The sequence below is a fragment of the Zunongwangia sp. HRR-M8 genome, assembly GCF_027594405.1.
Taxonomy (GTDB): domain Bacteria; phylum Bacteroidota; class Bacteroidia; order Flavobacteriales; family Flavobacteriaceae; genus Zunongwangia.
Genome location: NZ_CP115161.1, coordinates 2,127,535 through 2,152,324, shown reverse-complemented (window position 1 = coordinate 2,152,324; position 24,790 = coordinate 2,127,535). Strand labels below are relative to the sequence as shown.

Annotated in this window: 16 protein-coding genes; 11 read left to right on the top strand and 5 right to left on the bottom strand. The window is 35.0% G+C overall.

The annotated features are described in order from the left end of the window. The first annotated feature begins 338 nt into the window (after positions 1–338). Both PBT89_RS09310 and tamL read left to right on the top strand, forming a co-directional pair. A complete protein-coding gene (locus PBT89_RS09310) occupies positions 339–5,348 on the top strand; it encodes a translocation/assembly module TamB domain-containing protein (protein ID WP_270061655.1) in 5,010 nt (1,669 codons plus the stop codon). Continuing rightward, positions 5,345–7,660, top strand: a complete 2,316-nt coding sequence (gene tamL / locus PBT89_RS09305; RefSeq protein WP_270061654.1) for a translocation and assembly module lipoprotein TamL — start codon at positions 5,345–5,347, stop codon at positions 7,658–7,660. Before PBT89_RS09310 ends, tamL begins: the two co-directional genes overlap by 4 nt. Positions 7,661–7,665: 5 nt before the next feature. On the opposite strand, the gene upp is transcribed toward tamL, so the two are convergent. After that, positions 7,666–8,325: a uracil phosphoribosyltransferase gene (gene upp / locus PBT89_RS09300; RefSeq protein ID WP_270061247.1), complete on the bottom strand. Its 660-nt coding sequence runs from the start codon at positions 8,323–8,325 to the stop codon at positions 7,666–7,668. A gap of 183 nt (positions 8,326–8,508) precedes the next feature. On the opposite strand from upp, the gene PBT89_RS09295 reads away from it, so the two are divergent. The 3 genes from PBT89_RS09295 (at position 8,509) to PBT89_RS09285 (ending at position 11,286) form a co-directional block, all read left to right on the top strand. Beyond that, a complete protein-coding gene (locus PBT89_RS09295; RefSeq protein WP_270061653.1) occupies positions 8,509–9,129 on the top strand; it encodes a hypothetical protein in 621 nt (206 codons plus the stop codon). 151 nt (positions 9,130–9,280) lie between these two features. After that, positions 9,281–10,810, top strand: a complete 1,530-nt coding sequence (locus PBT89_RS09290) for an FMN-binding glutamate synthase family protein (protein ID WP_270061652.1) — start codon at positions 9,281–9,283, stop codon at positions 10,808–10,810. A 17-nt stretch (positions 10,811–10,827) separates the two neighbouring features. Next, complete coding sequence (locus tag PBT89_RS09285) at positions 10,828–11,286, top strand: universal stress protein (protein WP_270061651.1); 459 nt, start codon at positions 10,828–10,830, stop codon at positions 11,284–11,286. A gap of 76 nt (positions 11,287–11,362) precedes the next feature. On the opposite strand, the gene PBT89_RS09280 is transcribed toward PBT89_RS09285, so the two are convergent. Both PBT89_RS09280 and PBT89_RS09275 read right to left on the bottom strand, forming a co-directional pair. Beyond that, positions 11,363–12,559 (bottom strand): IS256 family transposase, encoded by a 1,197-nt coding sequence (locus tag PBT89_RS09280; protein ID WP_270061650.1) that lies wholly within the window; start codon positions 12,557–12,559, stop codon positions 11,363–11,365. Positions 12,560–12,639: 80 nt separating this feature from the next. Beyond that, positions 12,640–13,122, bottom strand: a complete 483-nt coding sequence (locus PBT89_RS09275; protein WP_270061649.1) for a ferritin-like domain-containing protein — start codon at positions 13,120–13,122, stop codon at positions 12,640–12,642. A gap of 112 nt (positions 13,123–13,234) precedes the next feature. Here PBT89_RS09275 and PBT89_RS09270 point away from each other — a divergent pair, with 112 nt between their 5' ends. After that, positions 13,235–13,777, top strand: coding sequence for a DUF1697 domain-containing protein (locus PBT89_RS09270; RefSeq protein WP_270061648.1), 543 nt, complete (start codon positions 13,235–13,237; stop codon positions 13,775–13,777). Here PBT89_RS09270 and PBT89_RS09265 read toward each other — a convergent pair. Beyond that, complete coding sequence (locus PBT89_RS09265; protein WP_270061647.1) at positions 13,772–14,365, bottom strand: DUF6134 family protein; 594 nt, start codon at positions 14,363–14,365, stop codon at positions 13,772–13,774. The genes PBT89_RS09270 and PBT89_RS09265 overlap by 6 nt on opposite strands. A 45-nt stretch (positions 14,366–14,410) precedes the next feature. Further along, a complete protein-coding gene (locus PBT89_RS09260; protein ID WP_270061646.1) occupies positions 14,411–15,169 on the bottom strand; it encodes a helix-turn-helix domain-containing protein in 759 nt (252 codons plus the stop codon). Positions 15,170–15,456: 287 nt separating this feature from the next. On the opposite strand from PBT89_RS09260, the gene PBT89_RS09255 reads away from it, so the two are divergent. The 5 genes from PBT89_RS09255 (at position 15,457) to PBT89_RS09235 (ending at position 24,427) form a co-directional block, all read left to right on the top strand. Beyond that, positions 15,457–15,852, top strand: a complete 396-nt coding sequence (locus tag PBT89_RS09255) for a CesT family type III secretion system chaperone (RefSeq protein WP_270061255.1) — start codon at positions 15,457–15,459, stop codon at positions 15,850–15,852. An 11-nt stretch (positions 15,853–15,863) separates the two neighbouring features. Further along, positions 15,864–16,577: a PspA/IM30 family protein gene (locus PBT89_RS09250; protein WP_270061256.1), complete on the top strand. Its 714-nt coding sequence runs from the start codon at positions 15,864–15,866 to the stop codon at positions 16,575–16,577. Positions 16,578–16,582: 5 nt separating this feature from the next. Continuing rightward, positions 16,583–17,287: a hypothetical protein gene (locus PBT89_RS09245; protein WP_270061645.1), complete on the top strand. Its 705-nt coding sequence runs from the start codon at positions 16,583–16,585 to the stop codon at positions 17,285–17,287. A gap of 16 nt (positions 17,288–17,303) precedes the next feature. Continuing rightward, the gene (locus tag PBT89_RS09240) at positions 17,304–19,382 is read left to right on the top strand and encodes a flotillin family protein (protein WP_270061644.1); all 2,079 of its coding nucleotides are present in this window, start codon (positions 17,304–17,306) and stop codon (positions 19,380–19,382) included. Between the two features lie 176 nt (positions 19,383–19,558). Continuing rightward, positions 19,559–24,427, top strand: coding sequence for a DNA repair ATPase (locus PBT89_RS09235; RefSeq protein WP_270061643.1), 4,869 nt, complete (start codon positions 19,559–19,561; stop codon positions 24,425–24,427). The last annotated feature ends 363 nt before the right edge of the window (positions 24,428–24,790 follow it).

Below are 24,790 nucleotides of genomic sequence, written 5' to 3'. Positions count from 1 at the left end.
AATTATGTCTATTTTTAGCATAATAACATCTTATCAAACTTCTTTCACAATTGGCGAGAGGAAAGTCAAAAATTCGTCCAAGATTTATCAAAATTCGATTATTATAATTTAAGTTACTGTTAATCAATAGTTAGCTTGATATTTAAAAATTAATTGAACAAAGACCATTTTTGAGTACATTTGAGAAAGTGTTGAATTTTTCTAAGCTTTTGTGGAATCTATTCCACAGTTTTGTATTTTTAATTTTAACAGAAGATTATAAGAATATAGGCAGGAATATGCCTTCTTAGTATTTAATTGCAGTCGGAATTTCCACAACTACATAAGACATCCTACATTTGAGTAAGAAGTATCCAAAACTGAAAAAAGCACTAAGAATTACCGCCAAGATCTTAGCGGGTATACTTATATTCTTAATTCTGCTTATTCTATTTATCCGAAGTCCCTGGGGACAAAATATCATTGTAAATAAGGTAGTTTCTACTATCGAGGATAAAACAAATACCGAGGTTAATATCGATCGATTATTTATCACTTTTGGTGGCGCGGTTAGTTTGGAAGGTTTATATCTTGAAGATGAAAAGGGAGATACACTAGTTTATGCTCACAATTTAGAAGCAAATATTCCCATCTGGCCAATTATAAAAGGAGGGGCGTTTGGTTTAAATGAATTAGATCTAAAAGGACTTAAGGCCAATATTTATAGAAAAGATAGTCTTAAAGGTTTCAACTACCAATTTTTGATGGATGCTTTTGCTGCTTCAGATTCTACCGGCACACAGCAACAACAGCCACAAGATACCACATCGTCTCCCATGGAAATTAGTATTGGGGATGTAAATCTTCAAAACATTATCGTAAATTATAATGATGAGGTTACAGGGATGGATGCTGAAGTTAAACTGGGGGAATTAAATGTTTCTATGCGTAATACCGACCTTCAGAATATGAAATTTGCAGTGGCAGATGCGTCGCTAAAAAATACGATGGTAGTTTATAAACAAACCAAGCCCTTACCGCCAAGCGAAGATTCTGAAGCGCCTTTACCTATTATAGAGGTAGATGAGCTTCGTTTAAATAATGTAAATGCAAAATATCAATCTGATCCAGATGGGATACTCGCTGATATTCATATTCCAGAATTTTTGGCTGAAATGCCTAATATGGATCTTGGGAAATATGAAATTAAGCTAAATAAAGTTCAGCTTAAAAAAGCCAATGCGCTTTTAAGAATGCAAACAAAGACAGCACAATCTGAAGATCAGGATTCCACGCAAACAGATACTGCTGGATTTACCTGGCCCGTTTGGAAAGTAGAAGTTAAAAATATTGACCTTGCCAAAAACAATATCGCTTACATTGTAGATAGTGCTAAGATAGAACAAGGAACTTTTAATGCGAATGCATTGAAATTGAGAAATCTGAACCTGAAGATGGGAAATCTACTACTAGCAGACCGTCAGGTAAATGCAGATATAGATAACATTACTTTCAGTGAAGCTTCAGGATTAGAGTTAAGAGATTTTTCTACTGAAATTGCTATGGATAATTCTTATTTAAATATTAAGAATTTAATGGTAGCATTAAATAATAATGAAATTAAAGGGGCAGCGAATTTGTCTTATAATTCTATAGAATCTTTGATAGAAAATCCAGAGGCTGTAACTGTGGAAGCTAATCTATCAGAAATTCAATTAGATATTAATGAAGTTTTTAGGTTTCAGCCCGCACTTCAAGAAAATCAATATGTAAAAGCTTTAAGTCGTAAATTGGTTACGGGAAGGATTAGCGCAAACGGGACACTCGCCAATATAAAAATACCTTCAGCAAATATTTCTTGGGGTAGCCAGACTTCTTTAGTACTTAATGGGCAAATTCAAAATGCAACAGATCCCGATAATATTTATTTTAATATTCCTCGTTTTAAAGCGAAATCTACTAAAAAGGATCTAAATTATTTCTTAGACGAAAAACAATTAGGCGTTTCTTTACCTAAAGATATTAGTCTTAGTGGAAGTCTTGCAGGCACGCCAAATGATATCGAAGCAGATGCCACTTTAAATTCAAGCTTAGGGGCAATTGCCGCTAAAGGAAACTTCCAGAACACCAAAGAAATAGCATTTGATGCTGATGTGAAAATCGATAGTCTTGGTTTAGGAGAATTACTTCAAAATCCGTCTCTAGGGAAATTGAACCTTACTTTACAAGCAAAAGGGAGTGGTAATTCTATGAATACCTTAGATGCGCAATTAGAAACAAACATTAGCAGCTTTACTTATAATGATTATCCTATTAAAGATTTAAAAATCACAGGTGATATAACAGATGGTATTGGTGATGTAAAAAGCTCTTATAAAGACGATAATTTAAACACAAATCTTGTCGCAAATGTTGTGTTAGATTCGGTTTCGCCAGAATTTAAATTGGATTTAGATTTAGATGGTGCAGATTTGGCAGCACTTGGTATAGCCAATCGAAATATAAGAACCGGTTTTAAACTAAATGGATCTTTTAAAGGAAACTCTAAAGAGTACGATGCATCTGCAGAAATAGAAGACGGTGTTGCTGTTTACGATAGCCAAACCTATTTACTAGGGAATTTAAATTTGTCGGCGCACGTTCGGCCAGATTCAACTTCTGTAAAAGTAGATAATAAAATGGTAGATTTAGATCTTCGATCTAATGCGAGTCCGGCAGATTTTAGTAATGCGTTGAGACGTCATTATCAAAATTATTTAACCGAAGAAGATAATACCGACACCGTAAAGAATCCCGTAAATTTATTTCTGAAGGGGAAAATTTCTCAGGCTCCTATTCTTAATGAAGTTTTCTTGGTGAATTTAGAAGAACTGGATACAATAACTATAGATGTAGATTTTAATGAAAGAAAGCACCAGCTTAATGCCGATGTTAAATTACCTTTCGTTAAATATTACGGGGCTTTAGTAGATAGTTTAGGGATTTCTGTGAAGTCTGATAGAAAAGATATGGATTTCAGTTTAGGATTTAATTCTATAAGTTATGGCCCGCTTGCGATTAAAAAAACGCAGTTAAAAGCCAATCTTGAGAATAGAATACTTTTAATGAATTTCAATTCAGTTTATGATAGCGATACACTTGTAAATGTATATTCAAGATTGTCTAAAAATGAAGATACTTTTAAATACACTGTAAGTAGCGAAAATTTAATTCTGAATAAAAACAAATGGAACATTCCAGAAAACAATGCACTACTTTATGATGGAAAGACCATCGAATTTAAGGATTTTAAAATTTCAAGAAGTGATCAGTCATTTGAATTAGTCAATCAGGAAAACGAAAGGAATTTAGAGAATATCACAATGCTTTTTAATAACTATAAATTGGCAGCGTTGCTTAATTTCTTAAATCCTGAAGTAAAATTAGCTGAAGGAAATATGAATGGAAGATTTGCCCTTGTAGAGCCTTTTGGTAAAACCGGAATTTTGGCAGACCTCAATATAGACCATTTGGAATCGATGGATGTAAAACTTGGAAAACTGTCACTACGCGGAATTGCTATAGGCGCAGAGAAGTACAAGTTTGATCTGGGAATGAAGGAAGGCGCTATAGATATGGATCTTACCGGAAACTATACCGCTGCAGATACAACCGCCAGCCTAGATATGAACTTAGATCTCAACAAAGTTGAGATGAGTGCGGTGACTGGTTTTTCTTTGGGAACCTTGAAGGATGGTAAAGGATCATTTTCAGGAAATATAAAATTAGGAGGTACGGCGGCTACTCCAGAATATCAAGGGGAGCTAAATTTTAGTGAAGCTCAGTTTACCGTGTCGATGCTAAATGCTCCTTTTCTACTTAAGAATGAAACGTTAAAATTGGACAATGAAGGCATATATTTCAATAGTTTTAAAATAGGAGATACTAAAGGAAATTCTTTTGCAGTAGATGGTACTTTAGAAACAGAAAGCTTTATAAACCCAACATTCGATTTAAGTTTCAAAGCAAATAATTTTAATATTCTTAATTCTACCGAAGAAGATAATGATTTATTTTATGGAACAGCGAGTTTTAATGCAGATGCCAGCCTAACTGGAGACCTTACTTTACCCAAGTTAGAACTCGATTTAGAAATTGGCGAAAATACAGATGTTACCTATGTAATTCCGGAAACTGAAATGCAGATGCAAAGTCGTGACGGGATTGTAAATTTTGTGAATAAACAAAACCCAGATGACATTCTTACGCAGAGTGAAGAAAAATCCTATGTTTTTAGTGGATACGATATTGATGCACATTTAAAAATAAACGATGATGCAGTAATCAACGTAGTTTTAAATGAACAGACAAATGATAATTTGCAAATTCAGGGAGAAGGAGATTTGCAACTTGGTGTCTCTCCAAATGGTAGGACAACACTTACCGGAAAGTACACGATAAGTAAAGGACATTACGAGATGAGTCTTTATAGCCTTGTTAACAGAAGATTTGAGATTGCAGAAGGAAGTTCGGTTAGTTGGAGCGGAGATCCTATGGATGCTACGGTAGATGCCAGAGCAGTTTACGACATAGAAACATCTGCCTACGCATTAATGGCGTCAAATATTTCAAATAGTAGTGGTAGCGATAAACAAAGGTTTAGACAGGAGCTACCATTTAAAGTATATTTAAATATAGATGGTGAAATTATGCAACCTCAGCTTACTTTTGGATTAGACATGCCAAAAGACTCTCAGGGAGCTATAGGTGGACAGGTGTATAGTAGAGTTCAGCAAATAAATACTCAGGAAAATCAACTTAATAAACAAGTTTTTAGTTTGTTGGTATTAAACCGTTTTTATCCAGACGCTGGTACCGACGGCAGTAATGGCGGTACAATGGCTATGGCTAGAGAAAATATAAGTCAGGCGTTATCAGATCAGCTTAATATGTTTTCAGAAAAATTGTTAGGTGATACGGGAGTGCAGCTTAATTTTGGTGTAGATAGCTATACCGACTACCAGGGTGAAAGCCCCGACCAGCGAACCGATTTAAATGTTAATGCACAAAAGAAATTATTTGACGATCGTTTGATCGTAAGTGTAGGTAGCCAGGTAAATTTAGAGGGAAGCAACTCAGGGCCAGAAGGTACCAATCCACTAATAGGAAATGTTAGTTTAGAATATCTTATTACTGAAGATGGTAGATTCCGCGTTAGAGGTTTCAGAAGAAATCAATATGAAAATGTAATCGATGGTCAACTTATCGTAAGTGGGCTTTCGCTAATATTTACCCGAGAATTTAATTACTACAACGAACTGTGGAAGAATCTTCTTAAAAGCGAGGAGCAAGAAGAACAACCGGCCAATAAAGAAGAGGAAGAAGAATGAAAATAAGGAATTACAGTCTTATAGTTATAATCGTTTTGGTATTAGTAAATGCCTGTAGTGTAGATAAATATATTCCTGAAGACGAATACCTTTATCGCGGTGCAAACATTACCATGAAACCCGATACTACCGGAATAGATGACTTAAAAAAAGTGAAGACAGAGCTTCAAAACGTATTAGTTCCTAAACCAAATACGAAGTTTTTAGGAAATTATTTTGGGTTATACTTTCATTATAAAGCGCAGCGTGAAAAACCCGGAATCATAAATAAATTTTTAAATAAAAAAATTGGTGAAGAGCCAGTGTATTTAAGCGATGTTGAAATTGGTAATACCCAGGATTTAATTTTAAATCGTCTAGAGAATCGTGGATTCTTCTACAGTAGGGTAAGTGCAGATGTAGATACCAACGAAAAGAAAAAAACGGGTACTGCAAGTTATGATGTGAGTGTAACTACACCCTACAAAATGGAATCTTATCAATTAGTAGCCGATAGCTTGTTGCTTTACCGGGATATGAAACCTTTAGTTGACGAAAGTAAATTTTTTGAAGAAATGCGTTTTGATCTGGCAAAAATGAAGCAAGAGCGAGAGCGTCTGGATATCGGGCTAAAGGAAAAAGGATATTATAACTTTAACTCTGGTTTTTTAATTTTTGAAGCAGATACTAATCAATATGATAATAAGCGTTTCGATCTTTATCTAAAAATAAAAAAGGACGTACCTAATAAAGCGATAATTCCGTATAAAATTTCAAAAGTAAATATTTATCCAAATAATACTTTAGAGAGTGATTCGATCGTTAAAGATAGTATTCGTTTTAACGAAAAAACCTACGTGCAGGACAGGGATAGTATTTTCTTTTTACCCAAACGTCTAGATCCTTTTGTTTTAATAGATGAAGGTGATTTTTATGATCCAAAAGTATCTAAAGCAACTAGCCGTCGTTTAGGATCAATAGGAGCTTACAAGTTTATAAATATAGATTATCAAGAAATAGATACACTGGCAACGGATAGTCTTGGAATTCTTGAAGCCAATATCTATTTATCCCCATTGAATAAACGTGCGATTAGAGCCGAATTGCAAGCGGTAACAAAATCAAACAATTTTGCAGGACCAAGTTTAGCGGTTTCTTTAACCAATCGTAACTTATTTAAAGGAGGCGAAATTATTAATATTCAGGGAAGATTTGGATACGAAGTACAAATAGCCAGCGGAAATAACACAGGTTTAAACAGTATTCAGTTAGGTTTGGGTAGTGATTTAATTTTCCCAAGGTTATTGTTTCCGTGGACTCCCAGAGAAAACTTCTTTAAATATGAAATTCCAAAAACTAAGATTAGTTTGAATGTTGAATATCTTAAAAGAAGTCAGCTTTTTGCTTTGGGATCGGCTTCTGCAAGTTTTGGATATATCTGGAATGCCAATAGATATATAACCCATAGTTTCGATCCTGTTTCGATTAACTATGTAGACCTTATTAATACCACTCCAGAATTTGATGAGATTTTAAACAATAATCCTTATTTAGAAAGCAGTTTTACTCAACAATTTATTGCAGGATCAATATATAATTTCACTTATAATGGAATGGTAGATCAACAAGATACACATCAGGTTTTTGTGAATACTACTTTAGATTTAGCAGGAAATGTGCTAGATCTTGTAAGTGGAAATTCTGATGAAGATCCACAAACAGTTTTCAATCTGGAATATGCACAATATGCCAAATTCGATATAGATTTAAGATATCATTTCAATTTTGGAGAAGGGAGCAAAATTGCTACAAGATTATTTGCCGGTTATGGTATGCCTTATGGAAACTCTGATATTATGCCATTTACAAAGCAATATTTCTCTGGAGGACCTTATAGTGTTAGAGCATTTAGAACTCGGCAGTTGGGTCCTGGGACTTACAATCCAAGTGATGAAGAAGAAAACAATCCAGATGATCCCAATGCTATTGATACCGATTATTTTGATCGCGCCGGTAATATTCGACTGGAAGCCAATATCGAATATCGTTTTCCTTTAATCCCGCCGTATGTAAACGGAGCTGTTTTTGCTGACGCTGGTAATGTGTGGACATCAAAGAGCGATGAAAATTTACCAGGCGGTCGCTTCAGCTCTAATTTTACTAACGAGCTCGGGATTGGTACAGGAGTCGGCGTGCGTGTAGATATCCAGGGGTTTGTTATTCGTTTTGATCTTGCTGCGCCAATGCATGATCCTTCATTAGAAGAAGGTCAACGCTGGACATACGATTTCGGCAAACCTGTATTTAATTTTGCTATTGGTTATCCATTTTAGTGAAATTAATGCTGTTTTTTATTTCCGAAGCAAAGATCACCCGCGTCCCCAAGTCCTGGAACAATATATCCGCGACTATCCAATTCTTTATCGATAGCAGCAATCCATAAATGAGTATGTGGAGGGAATTCGTCATCTAGAAGTTTCAAACCTTCTTCAGCTCCAATAACGGCTACAAGATGAATTTCCTTTGGGGTACCCATTTCTTTCAGCGCATGCATCACATTTACAAAAGATCGGCCTGTGGCTAACATAGGGTCTGCAAGCACCAAAGTTTTGCCTTCGATTGAAGGAGAAGCCAAGTATTCTACTTTAATTTCAAATTCTTTATCGTCATTTGGATGATGGCGATAGGCTGAAATAAAGGAGTTTTCAGCATCATCAAAATAATTAAGAATACCGGTGTGTAGTGGTAATCCGGCTCTTAAAATCGAGCAAATCACAATTTCGTTCTTTGGTAATGAAACTTTAGAAATCCCAAGCGGACTAGTAATTTCTTCTGAAGAATAATTCAGTTTTTTACTTAATTCATAGCTCAATATTTCACCCAATCGCTCTATATTTCTACGGAAGCGCATACGGTCATTTTGTATACTGGTATCACGAAGTTGGGCAATAAATTTATTAGCAATAGAGTTATTATTAAGTAAATGATGAACGTGCATCCTTATATGATTTTTTGTAGTTAGGAGCATAAATATACAAACTAATCAATAGCCATTCAATTTTAATAGGGCATATACATCGATAACATTTTCTCAAAATAAGGATCTTATTGAAGTTCAATTAAAATGCTTAATTTTGGTTAGATTTTTGAGTGTATTCTTTTTAGATAATTCAACTAAATAATGAAAAATATATCTTTAACGCTGTTATTTTTAATCTTAGCAACAACCTGGAGCCAGGCTCAGGTTGAAATTCCTCGTACCACCAATACTGGAGGAACTTTAAAATCTACTTCTACGGGGAGCAACAATATTTTTATGCCAAGGATTGAAGAGGAGACCGAGAATATCTTCATGAAAAAGGAGCAGCCAAAAGTAAATATGCGAATAGAAGATAATGGTCTTTTATCTGAGGGTGATCGCGTAGCAAAGGAGTGGAAAAAGGATAAAGAAGCTAAAGCGGAATACAGAAAGGATCAATACTTGGGTGATGTTAAGACCGAAGGGAAATTTGTAGAACTTTACTGCCGAGATCATCAATTTGTTGATGGCGATCGAGTGAAAATAACTGTCAATGGTGAAGTGATCTATAAGAATTTCTTATTAACCGGCGGATATAAGCCCATTTTGGTCACTTTGCAAAGCGGTTTTAATACCATAGAATTTGAAGCTTTAAATCAAGGAACTTCTGGTCCAAATACCGCTCAGTTAAAAGTATTTGGTGAAGATGGCAAGCAATTAGTAGGGCAGGAGTGGAATCTCTTAACCGGAGCCAAAGCCAGTTTAATGGTAATTAAACAATAAAAAAATAGTCAATTAAAATATCTAAAATCGACCTGCTGCGGTCGATTTTTTTATTTTACATCAAATTATAACAGGATTTTAGCACTAAAAATGTTAAATGCTCTTTAGTTTTATATTTTCTAAAAATATTCTATTCTTTAAATTAAATTTTATGCGCGAAGCCATACGTTTTACACTTATCGTAGCTGTAATAGTAGGATTAATTATTTGTACAATTATATGGCCGGCATGGGGATTTTCGATTCTCGGAGTAGTGCTTTTTGGTATCGGTATATATGATATCTTTCAGAAAGAACATACCATTTTAAGAAACTTTCCGCTTTTGGGGCATATGCGTTATTTATTAGAATTGATAAGTCCTGAAATTCACCAATATTTTATAGAAAATGATACTGATGGTAAACCAATTGATCGTAACCATAGAAGTTATATTTATCAACGTGCAAAATTAGAGAAAGAAACACATCCTTTTGGAACTCAGCTTAACGTTGAAGCAGAGAATTTTAAATGGATGCAGCATAGTATTTATCCATCTAAAGTTAAAGAAGATTATCCAAGGGTGGTTATTGGAGGACCAGATTGTAAGCAAGTCTATTCTGCTTCGCTATTTAATATTTCAGCTATGAGTTATGGTTCGCTTAGCAAAAATGCCATTGAAGCTTTAAATAAAGGAGCCAAGGCTGGCAACTTTTTTCATGATACCGGGGAAGGCGGTATATCAGATTATCATAGAAACGGCGGAGATTTGGTATGGGAAATAGGTACAGGATATTTTGGTTGTCGTGCCGATGATGGAAACTTTGATCCTAAGCTTTTTGAAGAAAAAGCCAACTGGCCGGAAGTTAAAATGATCGAAATAAAGATTTCTCAAGGTGCAAAACCGGGACATGGTGGTGTTTTACCGGCTTCAAAAAATAATAAAGAAATTGCTGAAATTAGAGGAGTAGAGCCGCATACAGATGTATTATCTCCTCCAGGACATTCCGCTTTTAGTGATGCTGAATCTTTACTGAAATTTGTAAAGCAGCTACGCGATTTATCTAATGGAAAACCAGTCGGTTTCAAATTAAGTATCGGCTCTAAAGATGAATTTCTGGAGATTTGCGAAAAAATGGTAGAGACAGGTATAAAACCAGATTTTATTACAGTAGATGGTGCTGAAGGAGGAACAGGTGCAGCACCAATAGATTTTTCTAACTATGTGGGAATGCCATGGGAAAAAGCGCTAATATTTGTAGTTGATGTGCTTAATGGCTACGACCTGAAAAAGGATATCAAGATAATTACTGCGACAAAAATCATAACTGCTTTTGATATTTTTAAAGCCTTAAGTATCGGTGCTGATGTTTGTAACTCGGCAAGAGGGATGATGCTCGCACTTGGATGCATACAAGCTTTAAGATGTGATTCTAATAAATGCCCAACGGGTGTAGCTACTAACAATACAAGATTGATGAATGGTTTAGTGGTAGAAGATAAATGGAAGCGTGTTAAAAACTATCAGGAACAAACTTTAGATGATTTTCTAGAGCTATTTGCTGCAGCAGGATGTACTGACCTTTCAGAATTAAACCGAAATTTAATTAATAAAAAGATAAATGATGAGATAAAACCTTATTCGGTATTTTATCCTTCCGTAGCTACAGGTTCTTATTTAAAAGAAGAACTAATAACGCCATAAAATAAAATTTTATAATTATGAAAAAAGTTTTGATCGCCTTGGATTATCATCCAAATTCAGAAATAGTAGCTACCGCTGGTTATGAACTTGCGAAAAAGATGAACGCAGAAGTATGTCTTCTTCATGTATTAGCCGACGTTTCTCATTACGGAGTAAATTATTCTAACTTTTTAGGATATCCTGGATACCAGAATATGGGATTCGATTTGGGAGTTACCACACAATTGCAAGAAATGGCAGAAGATTATTTGATAACGGCCAAAAAGCAATTTGATGACGACAAAGTTAGTACTGCGTTGGAAATTGGTGACAGTTATCGTGGTATCCTTAAATATTCTGAAGAATGGGGTGCAGATTTAATTGTTATGGGAACACATAGCCATTCTACCATTGAAAAAGTATTAGTGGGAACAGTGGCATCAAAAGTTTTAGAAAAAACTAATGTGCCAGTTTATATGATTCCCATAAAAAAATAAAGATCTAAATATTAGTAGGTCTGACACTATCCCGTAAAGTGTGTAAGTTTTAAATAAGGGGGTTTGGCTTTATTACTTAAAGTCGAACCCTTTCTTCATATATAGTTAAGAACTGATTGAGGATAATTCCCCAGTTTCTAACCGGCATAGTCCACTTTTTTGTGGCTTCCCTTAATGCCAAATATACTGATTTCATAACAGCATCATCTGTTGGGAAGGATAATTTATTCTTGGTGTACTTCCTGATCTTACCGTTTAAATTTTCAATCAGGTTGGTGGTGTAAATGATACGCCTGATCTCGAGTGGGAATTCATAGAAAACTGTAAGATCTTCCCAGTTGTCTCTCCAGCTTTTAATAGCATAGGAATACTTGTCATTCCAATTGCGTGCAAAATCCTCTAGGGCAGCTTCTGCGGCCTGTTTGGTCGGAGCATCATAGATGAGCTTCATATCCTTTGTAAAGGCTTTTTTATCTTTCCAGACCACATACCTGCAAGCATTCCTGATCTGGTGGACTACACATATTTGCGTTCTGGATTCCGGGAATACGTTTCTAATGGTATCGGTAAATCCATTCAGGTTATCTGTAGCGGTGATCAGAATATCCTCCACACCACGGGCTTTCATATCAGTAAGTACGCTCATCCAAAAAGCCGCAGATTCATTCTTACCCAGCCATAGGCCAAGAACCTCTTTCTTTCCATCCCTCCTAAGACCTACTGCGATATAAATCGTTTTGTTGACTACCTTGGAGTTCTCTCGTACCTTAAACACAATCCCATCCATCCAGACAATAAGATAAACCGGCTCTAAAGGGCGGTTCTGCCAGGCGACAATATCATTGCTAATCCGGTCAGTTATTCGGGATATGGTGGAAGTAGAAACATCAAAACCATAGACTTCAGAGATCTGTTCTTCGATATCACTATTGCTCATTCCTTTGGCATAAAGAGAGACAATTACATTCTCGATTCCATCAACCATATTCTGCCGCTTTGGAACAATCATGGGATTAAAGGATCCGTCCCTGTCTCTTGGAACCTTTATAGAATCTTCTCCATAGGAACTGCGAACCTTCTTCTGGGAATAGCCGTTGCGGGTATTACCTTCTTTAGATCGCTGGTTTTTCTCGTAATCAAGGTGACCATCAAGCTCACCTTCCAGCATTTTTTCCAGACCACGCTTTTGGAGTTGTTTTAGGAAATTACTGAGTTCTTCTCCGGATTTGAACTGCTTTAAAAAATCATCGTCAAATAAATCTTCTTTTTTCATTACTGTGTAAATATTAGAGGCCTGAAATTACAGGCAAGATTAAAAAAATATCGGGGTTTGCAAACCCCGATATTTTCTACTTACACAGTTTTTGAGATAGTCCCGTAGGTCTCAAGATCTTTTATTTTAGAAACTTTACTAACCGTATATTTTATTTCGTCTAATTGCCCATTTAGTGCTCGAAGTACGTCTTCACTAAAATCATATTTTTCGATAGCTCGCTCGTATTCCTCGGCACTTTCTTGTTCTCCTTTTAAGCATTCTTCTAAAATAGCTTCATCTTTATTTTCCATAAAAATGGTTCTAATATCCATCCAGGTACGCTCCAAAGTTCCCTGAAATGTTCCACAAGAAGAAGGAACTTCATCTAATTGATAAAGTTCGCGCTCTAATTCTTTAGCGAATCTAGCCCGTTGACTTGCCTGTGTTAAAATGAAATCTTTTAAAAGATCACTTTCCGCTTCCTCAATTCCATCTTTGTAAACCTCTCCTGCATCGTGATTTTTCTCCAAAAGTTCTTTTAGTGCATTAGCTATACTTTTGGGATCTTTTACTTTTACCATAGACAATTTTCTATATTTCTAGCAAAATTAGGCTAAGACTTAGAATTAGTATCTTAATTATTTTTAAATTCACCTCGATTTAGCGTTTGGTGTTAATTTTTCTAAATAGTAAATGGGAACAAGCATAGCGATTTTAAAAGGTATAAATGTTGGCGGTCATAAAAAAATACTAATGGCAGAACTTAGGGAATTGCTAAGTGAAGATGGTATACTCGAAAATATAAAAACCTATATCCAAAGCGGAAACATAATCTTTAATTCTTCTGAATATAATACCGCTACTTTAGAGCATTTTATTCAGAAAAAAATAAAAGGACATTATGGTTTTGAAGTGCAAACGATCGTGATTTCGGCTAGAAGATTAGAAAGTATTATTAACGAAAGCCCTTATTCAGAAATAGATATTAAGCGTTTGCATTGCTGTTTTTTTAAATCTGAGCCTATAATCCAAAATCGCCAAAAACTGGAAGTTTTCGATTCCGCTCCAGATGAATTTAAAATTGCCAAAGACTGTGTTTATATTTGCTGTGCTACAGAGCGGTATAGTAAATCGCAAATAAATAATAGTGTTGCTGAAAAGATTTTGAAAATAAATTGCACCACCAGGAATTGGAAAACTTGTTTAAAGTTACTAGAAATTTCTAAGTCTTTATGATCGCTGTAGCATTAGATCAAATTCTATAATTCCTGCATCAATTTCTGCTTTGTAAAGTATTCCATTTTTATAATGAAATATACTTTCTCTACCTTTTTCATTCTCTTTAGCATAAGAATGTTCGCCAATCTTTTTTAGACTGTGAAAAACGCCAGTTTCCTCACTGTAAACGGTACTTTTCCCTACGGGTTCTTCAAAAATGAGCTGTACACAACAATAAGAGACGGGAGTAGTTATACTTTTTTCCCAATCTCCCGACTCGTAAAAGTTATAACCCTTTTTGGCTTTTAGCGTTTTTGTTTTTGTTCGTTCTTTTCCATTCAAATAAATTTCAACATTAGATTTTTGAAATTGAGCTTCTTCAAAAAACACATCAAAAGTATAATTAACGCTTATTTTAGCTAAAATGCGAGTTTCAATATTTGTTTTTGTAATGTATTGCGTTTGGTCTCCTTTTCTTTCTTTAATCGCATTTAGTTCACCTATTTTATCATCTTTGTGAATTACTGAGAAAGTATATTTTTCTGTCTGAGCGTAACAATTTAGTTGAAGCAATAAAATCGTGATAAGAGTAAAAAGCGATTTCATGACAGTAGGTTTTAGTAATCTAAAATACTTAAAAATTAATAACTTTTATTTAAAATTTTCCTTCAGTTTCATGAATTCCTGTTCCAGAAAACTTAATTTTTGTTCAATCTCAACATTATTATTTTCGGGGATTCGTTTAAGAAAGCAATATTTTACACACCACATCTCTTTTATATCTTTAAGTTGAATTTTAATATCGTCGATATTCTTATTAGTCGCTCTTAAAGTGATATGTTCATCAGAATGGTAAAATTTTCGGAGAAGCAATTTATCGTGTACCATAATAAGTACAAGATTACCATTGGCTATTTTTGTGTAACTTTCTTGTTCTATTTTTTCACCTATAACCACATCCTTAGGACAATATCCTTTGTCGTTATTCGTCATTTCCAAATTAGAAATAATATAACCTCTTAATTTTTTTTCTGAATTAATTGGTAAATGAAGTTTTGGTAAATCTTCAATAAAATGGGGTTTGTCATAATATTGTTGATAATCAGCTTCACTTTTAGCAGTTACACAGGGAACTTTAGTGAATTTCTCTTTGTGGAAAGTACCGTGAAAAGCAAGGTCGTCCTTAAACTTCAATAATTTGTTTACGGTTAACTCGCTCGTTAGCAAATCATCTATAGAGATACTAAAATAATTAGCAATCCTGATAATGGTTTCAATCCTTGGTTCACTTCTTTCTTCCTCGTAAGCCCCCAGTGTACCACGTTTTAGATCAAAAAGTTCAGCAAAAGCCTGCTGACTTAATTTCTTAACATTCCTTATCTTCCTAATATTTTTACCGAAATACGACATTTTTTGCTAAAATTATTTGCAATATTGAAATTTAGTAGTATCTTTATCTAACAATATTAGCTAATACATTTGATAATTACTAATTTCTTTGGTTTTTTCTTGAATAAAATCCTTAATTCAAGAAGTTGCTAAAGCTGTTAGCGAGAACTTACTTTAACTTATAACCAATGTAACCAATGATAACTTTACTAATTACTACAGTGATAGTGTTAATAATACCTTAAAAGAAAATAGATTTTCGTATTATTATACCGTAATATTTAACACCAATCAAAAATATTGTCTAGATGAAAAATCACTATCAGATCACCAAAAATTTTCTGCTAGAATTAAACTTTGATATCGAATTCGAAAACGAAAGCGAAGGGATATTAATGATTCAAAAAGAAAGCTTTGGCATTAAAAACCTAATTCTGGGTGTCGCACCGCCTATTTTAATTATGGAGCAGTTTTTATTCAGAATTAATAACCAGTCAGAAAAGATTTTCCGAAGCCTGTTACAAAAGAACCGCGATATTATTCATGGTGCCTTTGTGCTCGACGATTCCGGAGAAAAAGTGATCTTTAGAGATACCCTTCAAATAGAAAACTTAGATCTTAATGAATTGGAAGGATCCTTAAATTCACTCAGTTTATTAATGAGTGAGTATTCAGAAAAAATTATAGAATTTTCAAAATATTAAACCTTAACGTTATGAACATTTTTAAGCGATTATTTAAAATAGGAGAAGCTGAAGCTAATTCGGCTATCGACAATATGGAAGATCCCATCAAGTTAACTGAACAGGGAATTAGAGATCTTAAACAAGATTTAGAAAAAAACATGGAAGCTTTAGCGCAAGTAAAAGCCTTAGCCATTAGAGCTAAAAATGATCAGGATGAATATCTTGATAAAAAAGAAGATTATCACAATAAAGCGATTTTAATCTTGAAGAAAGGAGAACGAGGCGAGATGGATAAAACCGAATCAGATCGTTTAGCTCGTGAAGCTTTAGTGAAAAAAGGAGAAGCTCAAAAACATGTAGAACGCTCTGAAGAAGAAGCAAAAAAGTTCAACGAAAATGTAGCGCAGTTAGAGCGAAATATTCAAACCATTAAATCGAATATTAGTAACTGGGAAAACGAACTTAAAACACTTAAAGCCCGTGTTAAAGTGAGCAATGCTACCAAGAGCCTTAACAAGCAAATGGCTGAAATTGATAGTAGTAGTACGGTTTCTATGTTAGAGCGAATGAAAGAAAAAGTAGCGCAGGAAGAAGCTTTGGCTGAAGCCTATGGCGATATCGCTGGTGCTTCTAAATCTATAGATGATGAGCTTGAAAAAGCAGCAAGCACTACAGAAGCAAAAGCGGAAGATGATCTTAGCAAACTTAAAGATCAACTTGGATTAAATGATGATAAAAAATAACGAAATTGACCAGTTTAACAGACATATTATTCTCTGAGGTAAATATCACCTTAAGTATTCTTTGTATTCTTCTAATAGTGTATTGGATATTAACCATGGTTAGCGGAATCGAATTTGAATACGATATGGATATCGATATCGACGCCGACTTGGATGTAGATATTTCGACCGACGGTTCGAATATGGAATTTCAGGATGTATCTAATGCCGAGCTGAACAAAGAAAGCGTAGTGGGTAAACGTATCCAGCCTTTAAAATGGTGGCAAATTATGTTGATCTACTTCAATTTTGTTGGCCTGCCATTTATGTTCACCTTTACTTGTTTTATTTTTATCTGGTGGTTTACCACGGCACTAACAACAGCATTAACCTATACGTATGATCACTTTTTAGGTTTCGCTATTATGATTGCCGGTTTTTTTACTTCTTTGTTTGTCACGAAAATTTTCACGACACCCTTTAAAGGTTTCTTTAAAAACCTAAATAAAGACGGCGATAAAGCCATCGATTATATTGGCAGGCAAGGTATTTTGTTATCCAGTATTTCTGGAGATAAAATGGGAAATGCCGAGATCCACGCTAATGGCGATTCGCATTCGATTTACGTAAAATCTCTAGATGGGCATCAATTAAATTACCAGGATAAAATTTTAATTATCAAGCAATCTGCTGATAAAAATTACTTCTTAGTACAATCTTATAACGACTAATCTTACTTATTAAAAAATGAATCAAATCTTACCAATTATCGGAATTGGATTAGGGGGAATACTGTTCCTAATCGTAGTATACTTCGCAATAATTGCGATGTTTTACAAGAAAGTTCCACAAGGCCGTGCGATTGTTCGTACTGGTTTCGGCGGAACCAAAGTAGCCACAGATAAAGGACTTTACGTGGTACCTGTTTTCCACAAAGTGGAAGTTATGGATATTTCTGTAAAGAAGATCCAGATCGAAAGAATGGAGCACGAAGGTCTTATTTGTAAAGACAATATGCGTGCAGATATTAAAGTAGCCTTTTTTGTTCGCGTGAATAATGATATCTCTTTTATTAAAAGAGTGGCACAAACCATTGGGGTAGATCGTGCCTCAAGAATCGAAACTTTAGAAGACCTTTTTGAAGCTAAATTTTCTGAAGCTTTAAAAACTGTAGGAAAAAAGTTCGATTTTATCGAATTATACGAAGCACGTCGCGAATTTAGAGACGAGATTGTAAACATCATTGGTACCGATCTTAATGGTTATACTTTAGAAGATTGTGCGATCGACTTTTTAGAGCAAACACCAATTACGCATTTAAAGCCGGATAATATTCTGGATGCGGAAGGGATCAAAAAGATTACCGAGCTTACCGCTGTTCAGAATATGAAAGCGAACCTTATTAAGCGTGATGAGCAAAAAACTATAAGAAAGCAGGATGTTGAAGCTCGCGAAGCTATTCTAGAATTAGATAAGCAATTAGCTGAAAAAGAAGAAGCTCAAAAACGAGAAATCGCAAACATCAAGGCACGAGAAAATGCCGAAGTTAGCAAAGTCTCTGAAGAAGAACGTTTAAAATCTGAAACGGCTAGAATTGCCACGGAAGAAAAAGTAAAAGTTGCCGAAGAGAATATGAACCGTCAGATCATTGTGGCGGCGAAAAACAAAGAACGAACTGAAGCCGTAGAAAGCGAAAGAGTAGAGAAGGACCGCATGCTAGAGGCGACAGAAAGAGAACGTATCGTTACCTTGGCTCAGATCGAAAAAGAGAAAGTGCTTGAAGTAGAGAAGAAAAACATTCAGGATGTCATAAGAGATCGAGTAATGTTAGAAAAAGGAGTGGTAGAAGAGCAGGAGAATATGAAAGATATTCAGGCATTTAAAACTGCCGACCGTGAGAAGCAAGTAAAAGTTACTATTGCTGAAGCGAATGCTCAGGAAGACTTGATTAAAACCATTAAAGCTGCGGAAGCTCAAAAAGAAGCTGCCAAGCAAAAAGCAGAAGAAATTAATATCGAAGCGCAGGCGCATAAAGAAGCTAGTGAGAAAGAAGCTGAAGCCAGAAAAACTATTGCTGAAGCTAAAGCGAAAGAAGAAGCAACAATCGGTTTATCTGAAGCTGAAGTAATGCATGCGAAAGCAGATGCCAGCGAGAGACAAGGACTTATGGAAGCGCTTATCATCGAGAAAAAAGCCAAAGCGGAAGCTGCCGGAATGGAAGCTAAAGCCGAAGCTAGTAGAAAAGAAGGAAAAGCTGCAGCCGATGTGATTAGAGATAAAGCACTTGCCGATGCTGCCGGTATCGAAGAAAAAGCTGCTGCGATGAAGAAACTTGATGGTGTTGGTAAAGAACACGAAGAATTTAAGTTGAAACTGGATAAAGAATTACAAGTAGATTTGGCACATATCAATATTCAAAAAGATATTGCCGATGCACAGGCGCATGTAATTAGTGATGCACTTAAAGCCGCGAAGATCGATATTGTTGGTGGTGAAACCATGTTCTTCGATCAGATTATTGGGCAGATTACCAGAGGTAAAGGATTTGATCGATTGGTTCAAAACAGCTCGAATATTCAGGATTTAAAAGATTCTATTTTAGGAAGTGACGATATCAAAGGAAATTTACTAACCAAAGTGCGTGAGTTTTCAGAGAAATACGGAATCTCTTCCGAAGATATCAAAAACCTAACGATCGCTAATTTGATCATGGAACTAAAAGGGCGCTCAAACGACCAAAATGAACAAACAATGCTAGGCAATTTATTCAATCTTGCTAAAGGTTTAGGATTGTCTGATAAGCGAGTTTCAACCTTAAAGGTTTAATCAAGAATTCATTAAATAGGAATGTCACCCTGAACTTGATTCAGGGTCTCATCCTGTTTTTAGCAATGAAATTTAAAGTATTGCTATTTTCAGGCTCGGCCTGCGATCTCATACTCTTTAGTTCATTCTACTTCAATAAGTATAGCATTTAAACCCTAAACTTACCACAAAACCTAATGAATACTAACGAAGAAAAGTCGGTACAAAAAGATGCTTTAGATGGCGGCACCTACGAGATTATCCGTAAACGACTTAACACCCATAAATTTGCTCTACAGGAACGTCTTAATACCTTAAATGACTCGCGAAAAACGGTTTTTGGTTCGCTAGAAACGCAATTAATTGCCAATAATCGAATTAGTACCGAAAATCATTGTGTCGCCAGAGATATAATTTCGCTAGGAAACACCTGTATTTTTGGCTATAATGTTCATTTTGGATTACGTACAGAAATTACACTTTCTGATGTTTTCAGTATTTATAAATTTGATGAGGAACATTTCGAATCGGTTTCTTTGGATTTACTGGAAGATGAAACATTTAAAACCGATTTTTCAAATCTTTATAAATATTATCGAAATACTATCTTTAGCAAGTTTGCCATCATTGGGAATTACTTGCATATGGTTTTTCAGTTGAGTGAAAGCGTTACCGATATCAAGACCTTTAAATGGCTTATAAAAGATAATTCGCTTACGTATATCGATAATCGGAGCGAACACGAATTTAAGTACCCAAAACAGCATCAATTCAACTGGCAGGAAGCCACGCGCGATATGCAACGCTATGGCGAACATCCGCATGTTGCGATCTTAGACAAGGTTTTTGTAGAAACGATTGGCGGCGATCTTACCATTAAAATTGAAGATAATACAAACGACGGAATGGGAATCTATTCTGAGCCGGTAGATTATAAAGATCAAACGCTAGACGATGGCCAGATTCGCTTTGCCGATCTTGGGAATTTAATAGTTCTTGAAATTAAACCTTTTCAGGAAGAAGCACGCTATTTTGTGTACAATCACAAAATGCAGGAAGTTCAGAAAATCGATTCAATCAAAGAAACGGCAGTTTTATTACCAGACGATCAGGGAATTATTTTTCCGAACGGCTATTATTTACAAACCGGAGAATTTCATCTGTTCTCCAACGAAGTTCAGTCTTTAAAATATCAGGGAATTATAAACTCTCCAAATGGAGAAGATTTCCTCTATATTTTCTATTCTGCTTCAAAAGGTACGTATCTGCTCATGGATTATAATATGATTGAGCAAGAAATTAAAACGCCTATTGTTTGTGGCGGTTTCACCATTTTACCCAATGGCGAGCTATGTTATTTTAAAGCTGATGACGAGCAAACCAAACATCATATGATCCAGATTTGGCAAACACCGTATTTGGAGGGCGATATTATGCCTTCTGAGCATCAGGATTCGATGTTGTATAAAATTGGGAATAAAGATATCGTAAAAGCAATGGCAGAGGCTAATGAACTCATTACATTGCTTAGTAAAGAAGATAATTACGACGGATTGTATGCCGATATTGCTAAATCTTCAAAGAATATTTTAGACGCTTATTATTGGCTAAACGAAAAAGAAACCGCTGTTTTAAGTGAGCCGTTAAAAGAGATCAATATCGCCGCAAATGCAGCGATCGATGAATTTCAGAAAGTAATTCAGCTTAAGAAAAATGCTGAAAAACAAACCAAAGAAATTCAGCAGAAAGCACAAGAGCTTTTCAGTAAAATAAAGAGCACTTCTTTTAAAAACATCAACGAATTTGTCGAATTACTCTCGCAACTTCGAGCTTTACGTGGTGAGGTGATTGGCTTATACGAAATTCGATATGTAAACGAAGAATTTATAAAATCGTTAGAATCTGAAATTGCCGAGCAAACCACTACAATTTCCAGACGCTGTGTAGAATTTTTGCTGAACGATAAAGCTTTACAACCGTATCATGATAAAGTTGAAGAAAAGCAGCAGCAACTCGATAAAATCAGCAAAGTAGTTGAAGCTAAAAAACTGGAAGATGAAGTCAACCAAATTGCGTTAGATTTGGAAATGCTTATCGATATTGTATCGAATTTAGATATCGAAGACACCTCGCATTCCACCAAAATAATCGATAATATTTCGTTGATTTTTGCGACAATTAATCAGTTAAAAGCAGCGATAAAGAATAAGAAGAAATCACTGGGAAGTAAAGAAGCTCAAGCCGATTTTGCTGCACAGTTAAAATTGATCGATCAAAGTATCATCAATTATCTGGATATTGCCTCAACGCCTGAAAAATGTGATGAATTTCAAACCAAAGTCAGCATCCAACTAGAAGAATTAGAAGGAAAATTTGCCGATTTTGAGCAATTTATTACTGAAATTATTGAAAAGCGCGAAGAAGTTTATAACGCATTTGAAAGTAAAAAAAGTGCAATCAACGAAAAGCGAAATAAAAAAGCTATTGCGCTGCAAACCGCTGCAGATCGTATTTTAAAAAGTATTGGCAAAAAGGCAGAAAGTCTGAAATCAGTTTCTGAAATTAATGGGTATTATGCTTCAGATTTAATGGTGAATAAGCTTCGCGATATTGTGGAGCAGTTGCGTGAATTAGACGATAGCGGTAATGCTGAAGAGATTGAAACCTCGCTAAAAACGAGTAGAGAAGATGCGTTGCGTAAGTTGAAAGACAAGCAGGATCTTTACGAAGATGGCGAAAATATCATCAAACTCGGCAATCATAAATTCGGGGTTAACCGACAAGAACTGGATCTTAGTATTGTTTTTAAAGACGATAAATTATTTTATCATCTAAGCGGAACCGACTTTTACCAGGAACTGGAAAATGAGATTTTAAATAATAGCCGTGAATACTGGAATCAGGAATTTATTTCTGAAAATGATTTGGTGTATCGTTCTTCATTTTTAGCTTTCAAGATTTATAAAAGTCAGGCTCCTGAAAAGCTTTACGAATGGAATGAAGATGAATTACTAAAACTCATTCAGGAAGAAAGCAGCAGTAATTATTCTGAAGGTTATATAAAAGGCGTTCATGATCTTGATGCGAGTAAAATTCTGCAAATTTTGGTGCAAAAGCATAAAGATTTGGGCATTTTAAAATATAGATCTGAAATTCGAGCTTTTGCCAGATATTTTTGGAATCAATTAGATACCGATGCTAAAAAAGGGTACAATAATTCGATAAAAGCTTCGGGGCAGGTTTTAAAATATTTCCCCAATACTCGCGAATATGATTTTTTAATCCAGGAATTAGAGCAGGTAATAAGCGAATTTGGGCAAAATTCGGGCTTATTTTCTGCGGAAGTTAGTATAGAAACTGCACAATATCTATTTGAAGAACTGCAAAGCGACGATCAATTTGTGGTGAGCGGATTGGCAAAAAAATTAGCAGATGATTTTCAGCAAATGCTGAAGAAAGAGAAAGCCGAATCTCAATTTAAAAATAGCCTTGACAGTTTACACTCGTATTCAGCAAAAATAAGGTTGGTTAAACAATGGCTTCAGGCGTTTGCTAAGGCGAAATTGTTAGAAAATCAATCAAATTATATTGATGAAGCGACCTGTTGCATTTTATTTCCGCAACAAAATCCGGAGGTGAATCATATCGATCCTTCCTCAGTAATTTCAGGATTAAAAGGAGATCATAAAAACATCGAAAATGGACAGTTTCAGTTCAATTTTCATGAGTTTACGCAAAAACTTCAATTGTATTTTAATTATAGTGTACCGGCCTTTCAGGCGTTTAGAAAAGCAAGACATCAGGTCACTGAAGATTTAAAAGAGCAGCTGAAATTAGACGAATTTAAGCCAAGAGTTTTGACTTCTTTTGTTCGGAATAAATTGATCGATCAGGTTTATTTTCCATTATTCGGAGAAAATTTAGCGAAACAATTGGGAAGTGTAGGGGAGAACCGCCGTACCGACCGGATGGGAATGCTTTTATTGGTATCGCCACCGGGTTATGGTAAAACTACCTTAATGGAGTACATAGCCAACCGCTTAGGACTGGTTTTTATGAAGATTAACGGCCCTGCGATTGGTCACGATATTACTTCGGTAGATCCTGGAGCTGCGACAAATTCAGCTTCCAGAGAAGAATTAAAAAAGCTGAATCTGGCTTTTGAAATGGGTAATAATGTGATGTTGTATTTAGACGATATTCAGCATTGTAATCCTGAATTTTTGCAGAAGTTTATTTCGCTGGCAGATGGAACCCGAAAAATTGAAGGAATTTTTAACGGCAAACCCAAAACTTATGATTTGCGCGGAAAGAAATTTTGCGTGATCATGGCGGGAAATCCGTATACCGAAAGTGGTGAAAAATTCAGGATTCCTGATATGCTTTCTAACCGTGCTGATATTTATAATTTGGGAGATATTATTGGCGATACCGAAAGTTTATTCAAATTAAGTCTGTTAGAAAACTCATTGACTTCCAATCCGGTATTACATCAGCTAAGTTCACGGAATTTTGATGATGTATACACGTTAATCGATCGCGTAGAAAATGATTCGGATGCGGGTGAATTAAAAGGAAATCATACACAGCAGGAAATTAGCGATTATAAATCGGTTTTAGCAAAAGTGTTAAGTATTCGAAATATCGTTTTAAAAGTGAATGCTACTTATATAAAATCGGCCGGAATGGAAGACGAATATCGAACCGAACCTGCTTTTAAGTTGCAAGGATCATATCGAGATATGAATAAATTGGTCTCGAAAGTAGTCCCGATAATGAATGAAAAAGAATTAAATAGTTTAATATTATCTCATTACGAAAACGAATCGCAAACCCTAACAGCCGCTGCTGAAGCAAATTTATTAAAGTTTAAAGAACTTCGAGGAAGTATTTCTGAAGAAGAACAAAAACGCTGGAATGCTATTAAAGAAACTTTTGTGAAGAACAATAAGCTGAAAGGCTTTGGGGACAAAAATGAAATGGCACAAGTGCTATCGCAAATGATGGCGTTTAGTGAAAATCTGGAAGGGATTAAAGAGGTGCTACAACGCGGACTCGAAAAGTAAAAACTTCTTAAAGCTGCCTGAACAACTTGAACATCTTTAAATTTTTGTTTGGGCAGTTTTAATTAATTTTATCTAATTTCAATAACATAAAATATAGTGTATTTTTTGATTGATTGTTGAAAATTATTTAGAGTTCAAAATATATCTTTTTCAAACTTATCTTACTTATTTTTTATTGCTATTACATTTATATTTGCTGTTTTATAGAAACATATTTACTTACTTTTTCAAATCAACCTTTGCTAATTTCCTATAATTTAAACCTTAGATAATGTTAAAAAAACGTTTTTAAACGAATATATACGTGCCTTATCGTAAACTTTTATTTTAGGTAGTTTTTCACTTTATATTCGCGCTGTTTAT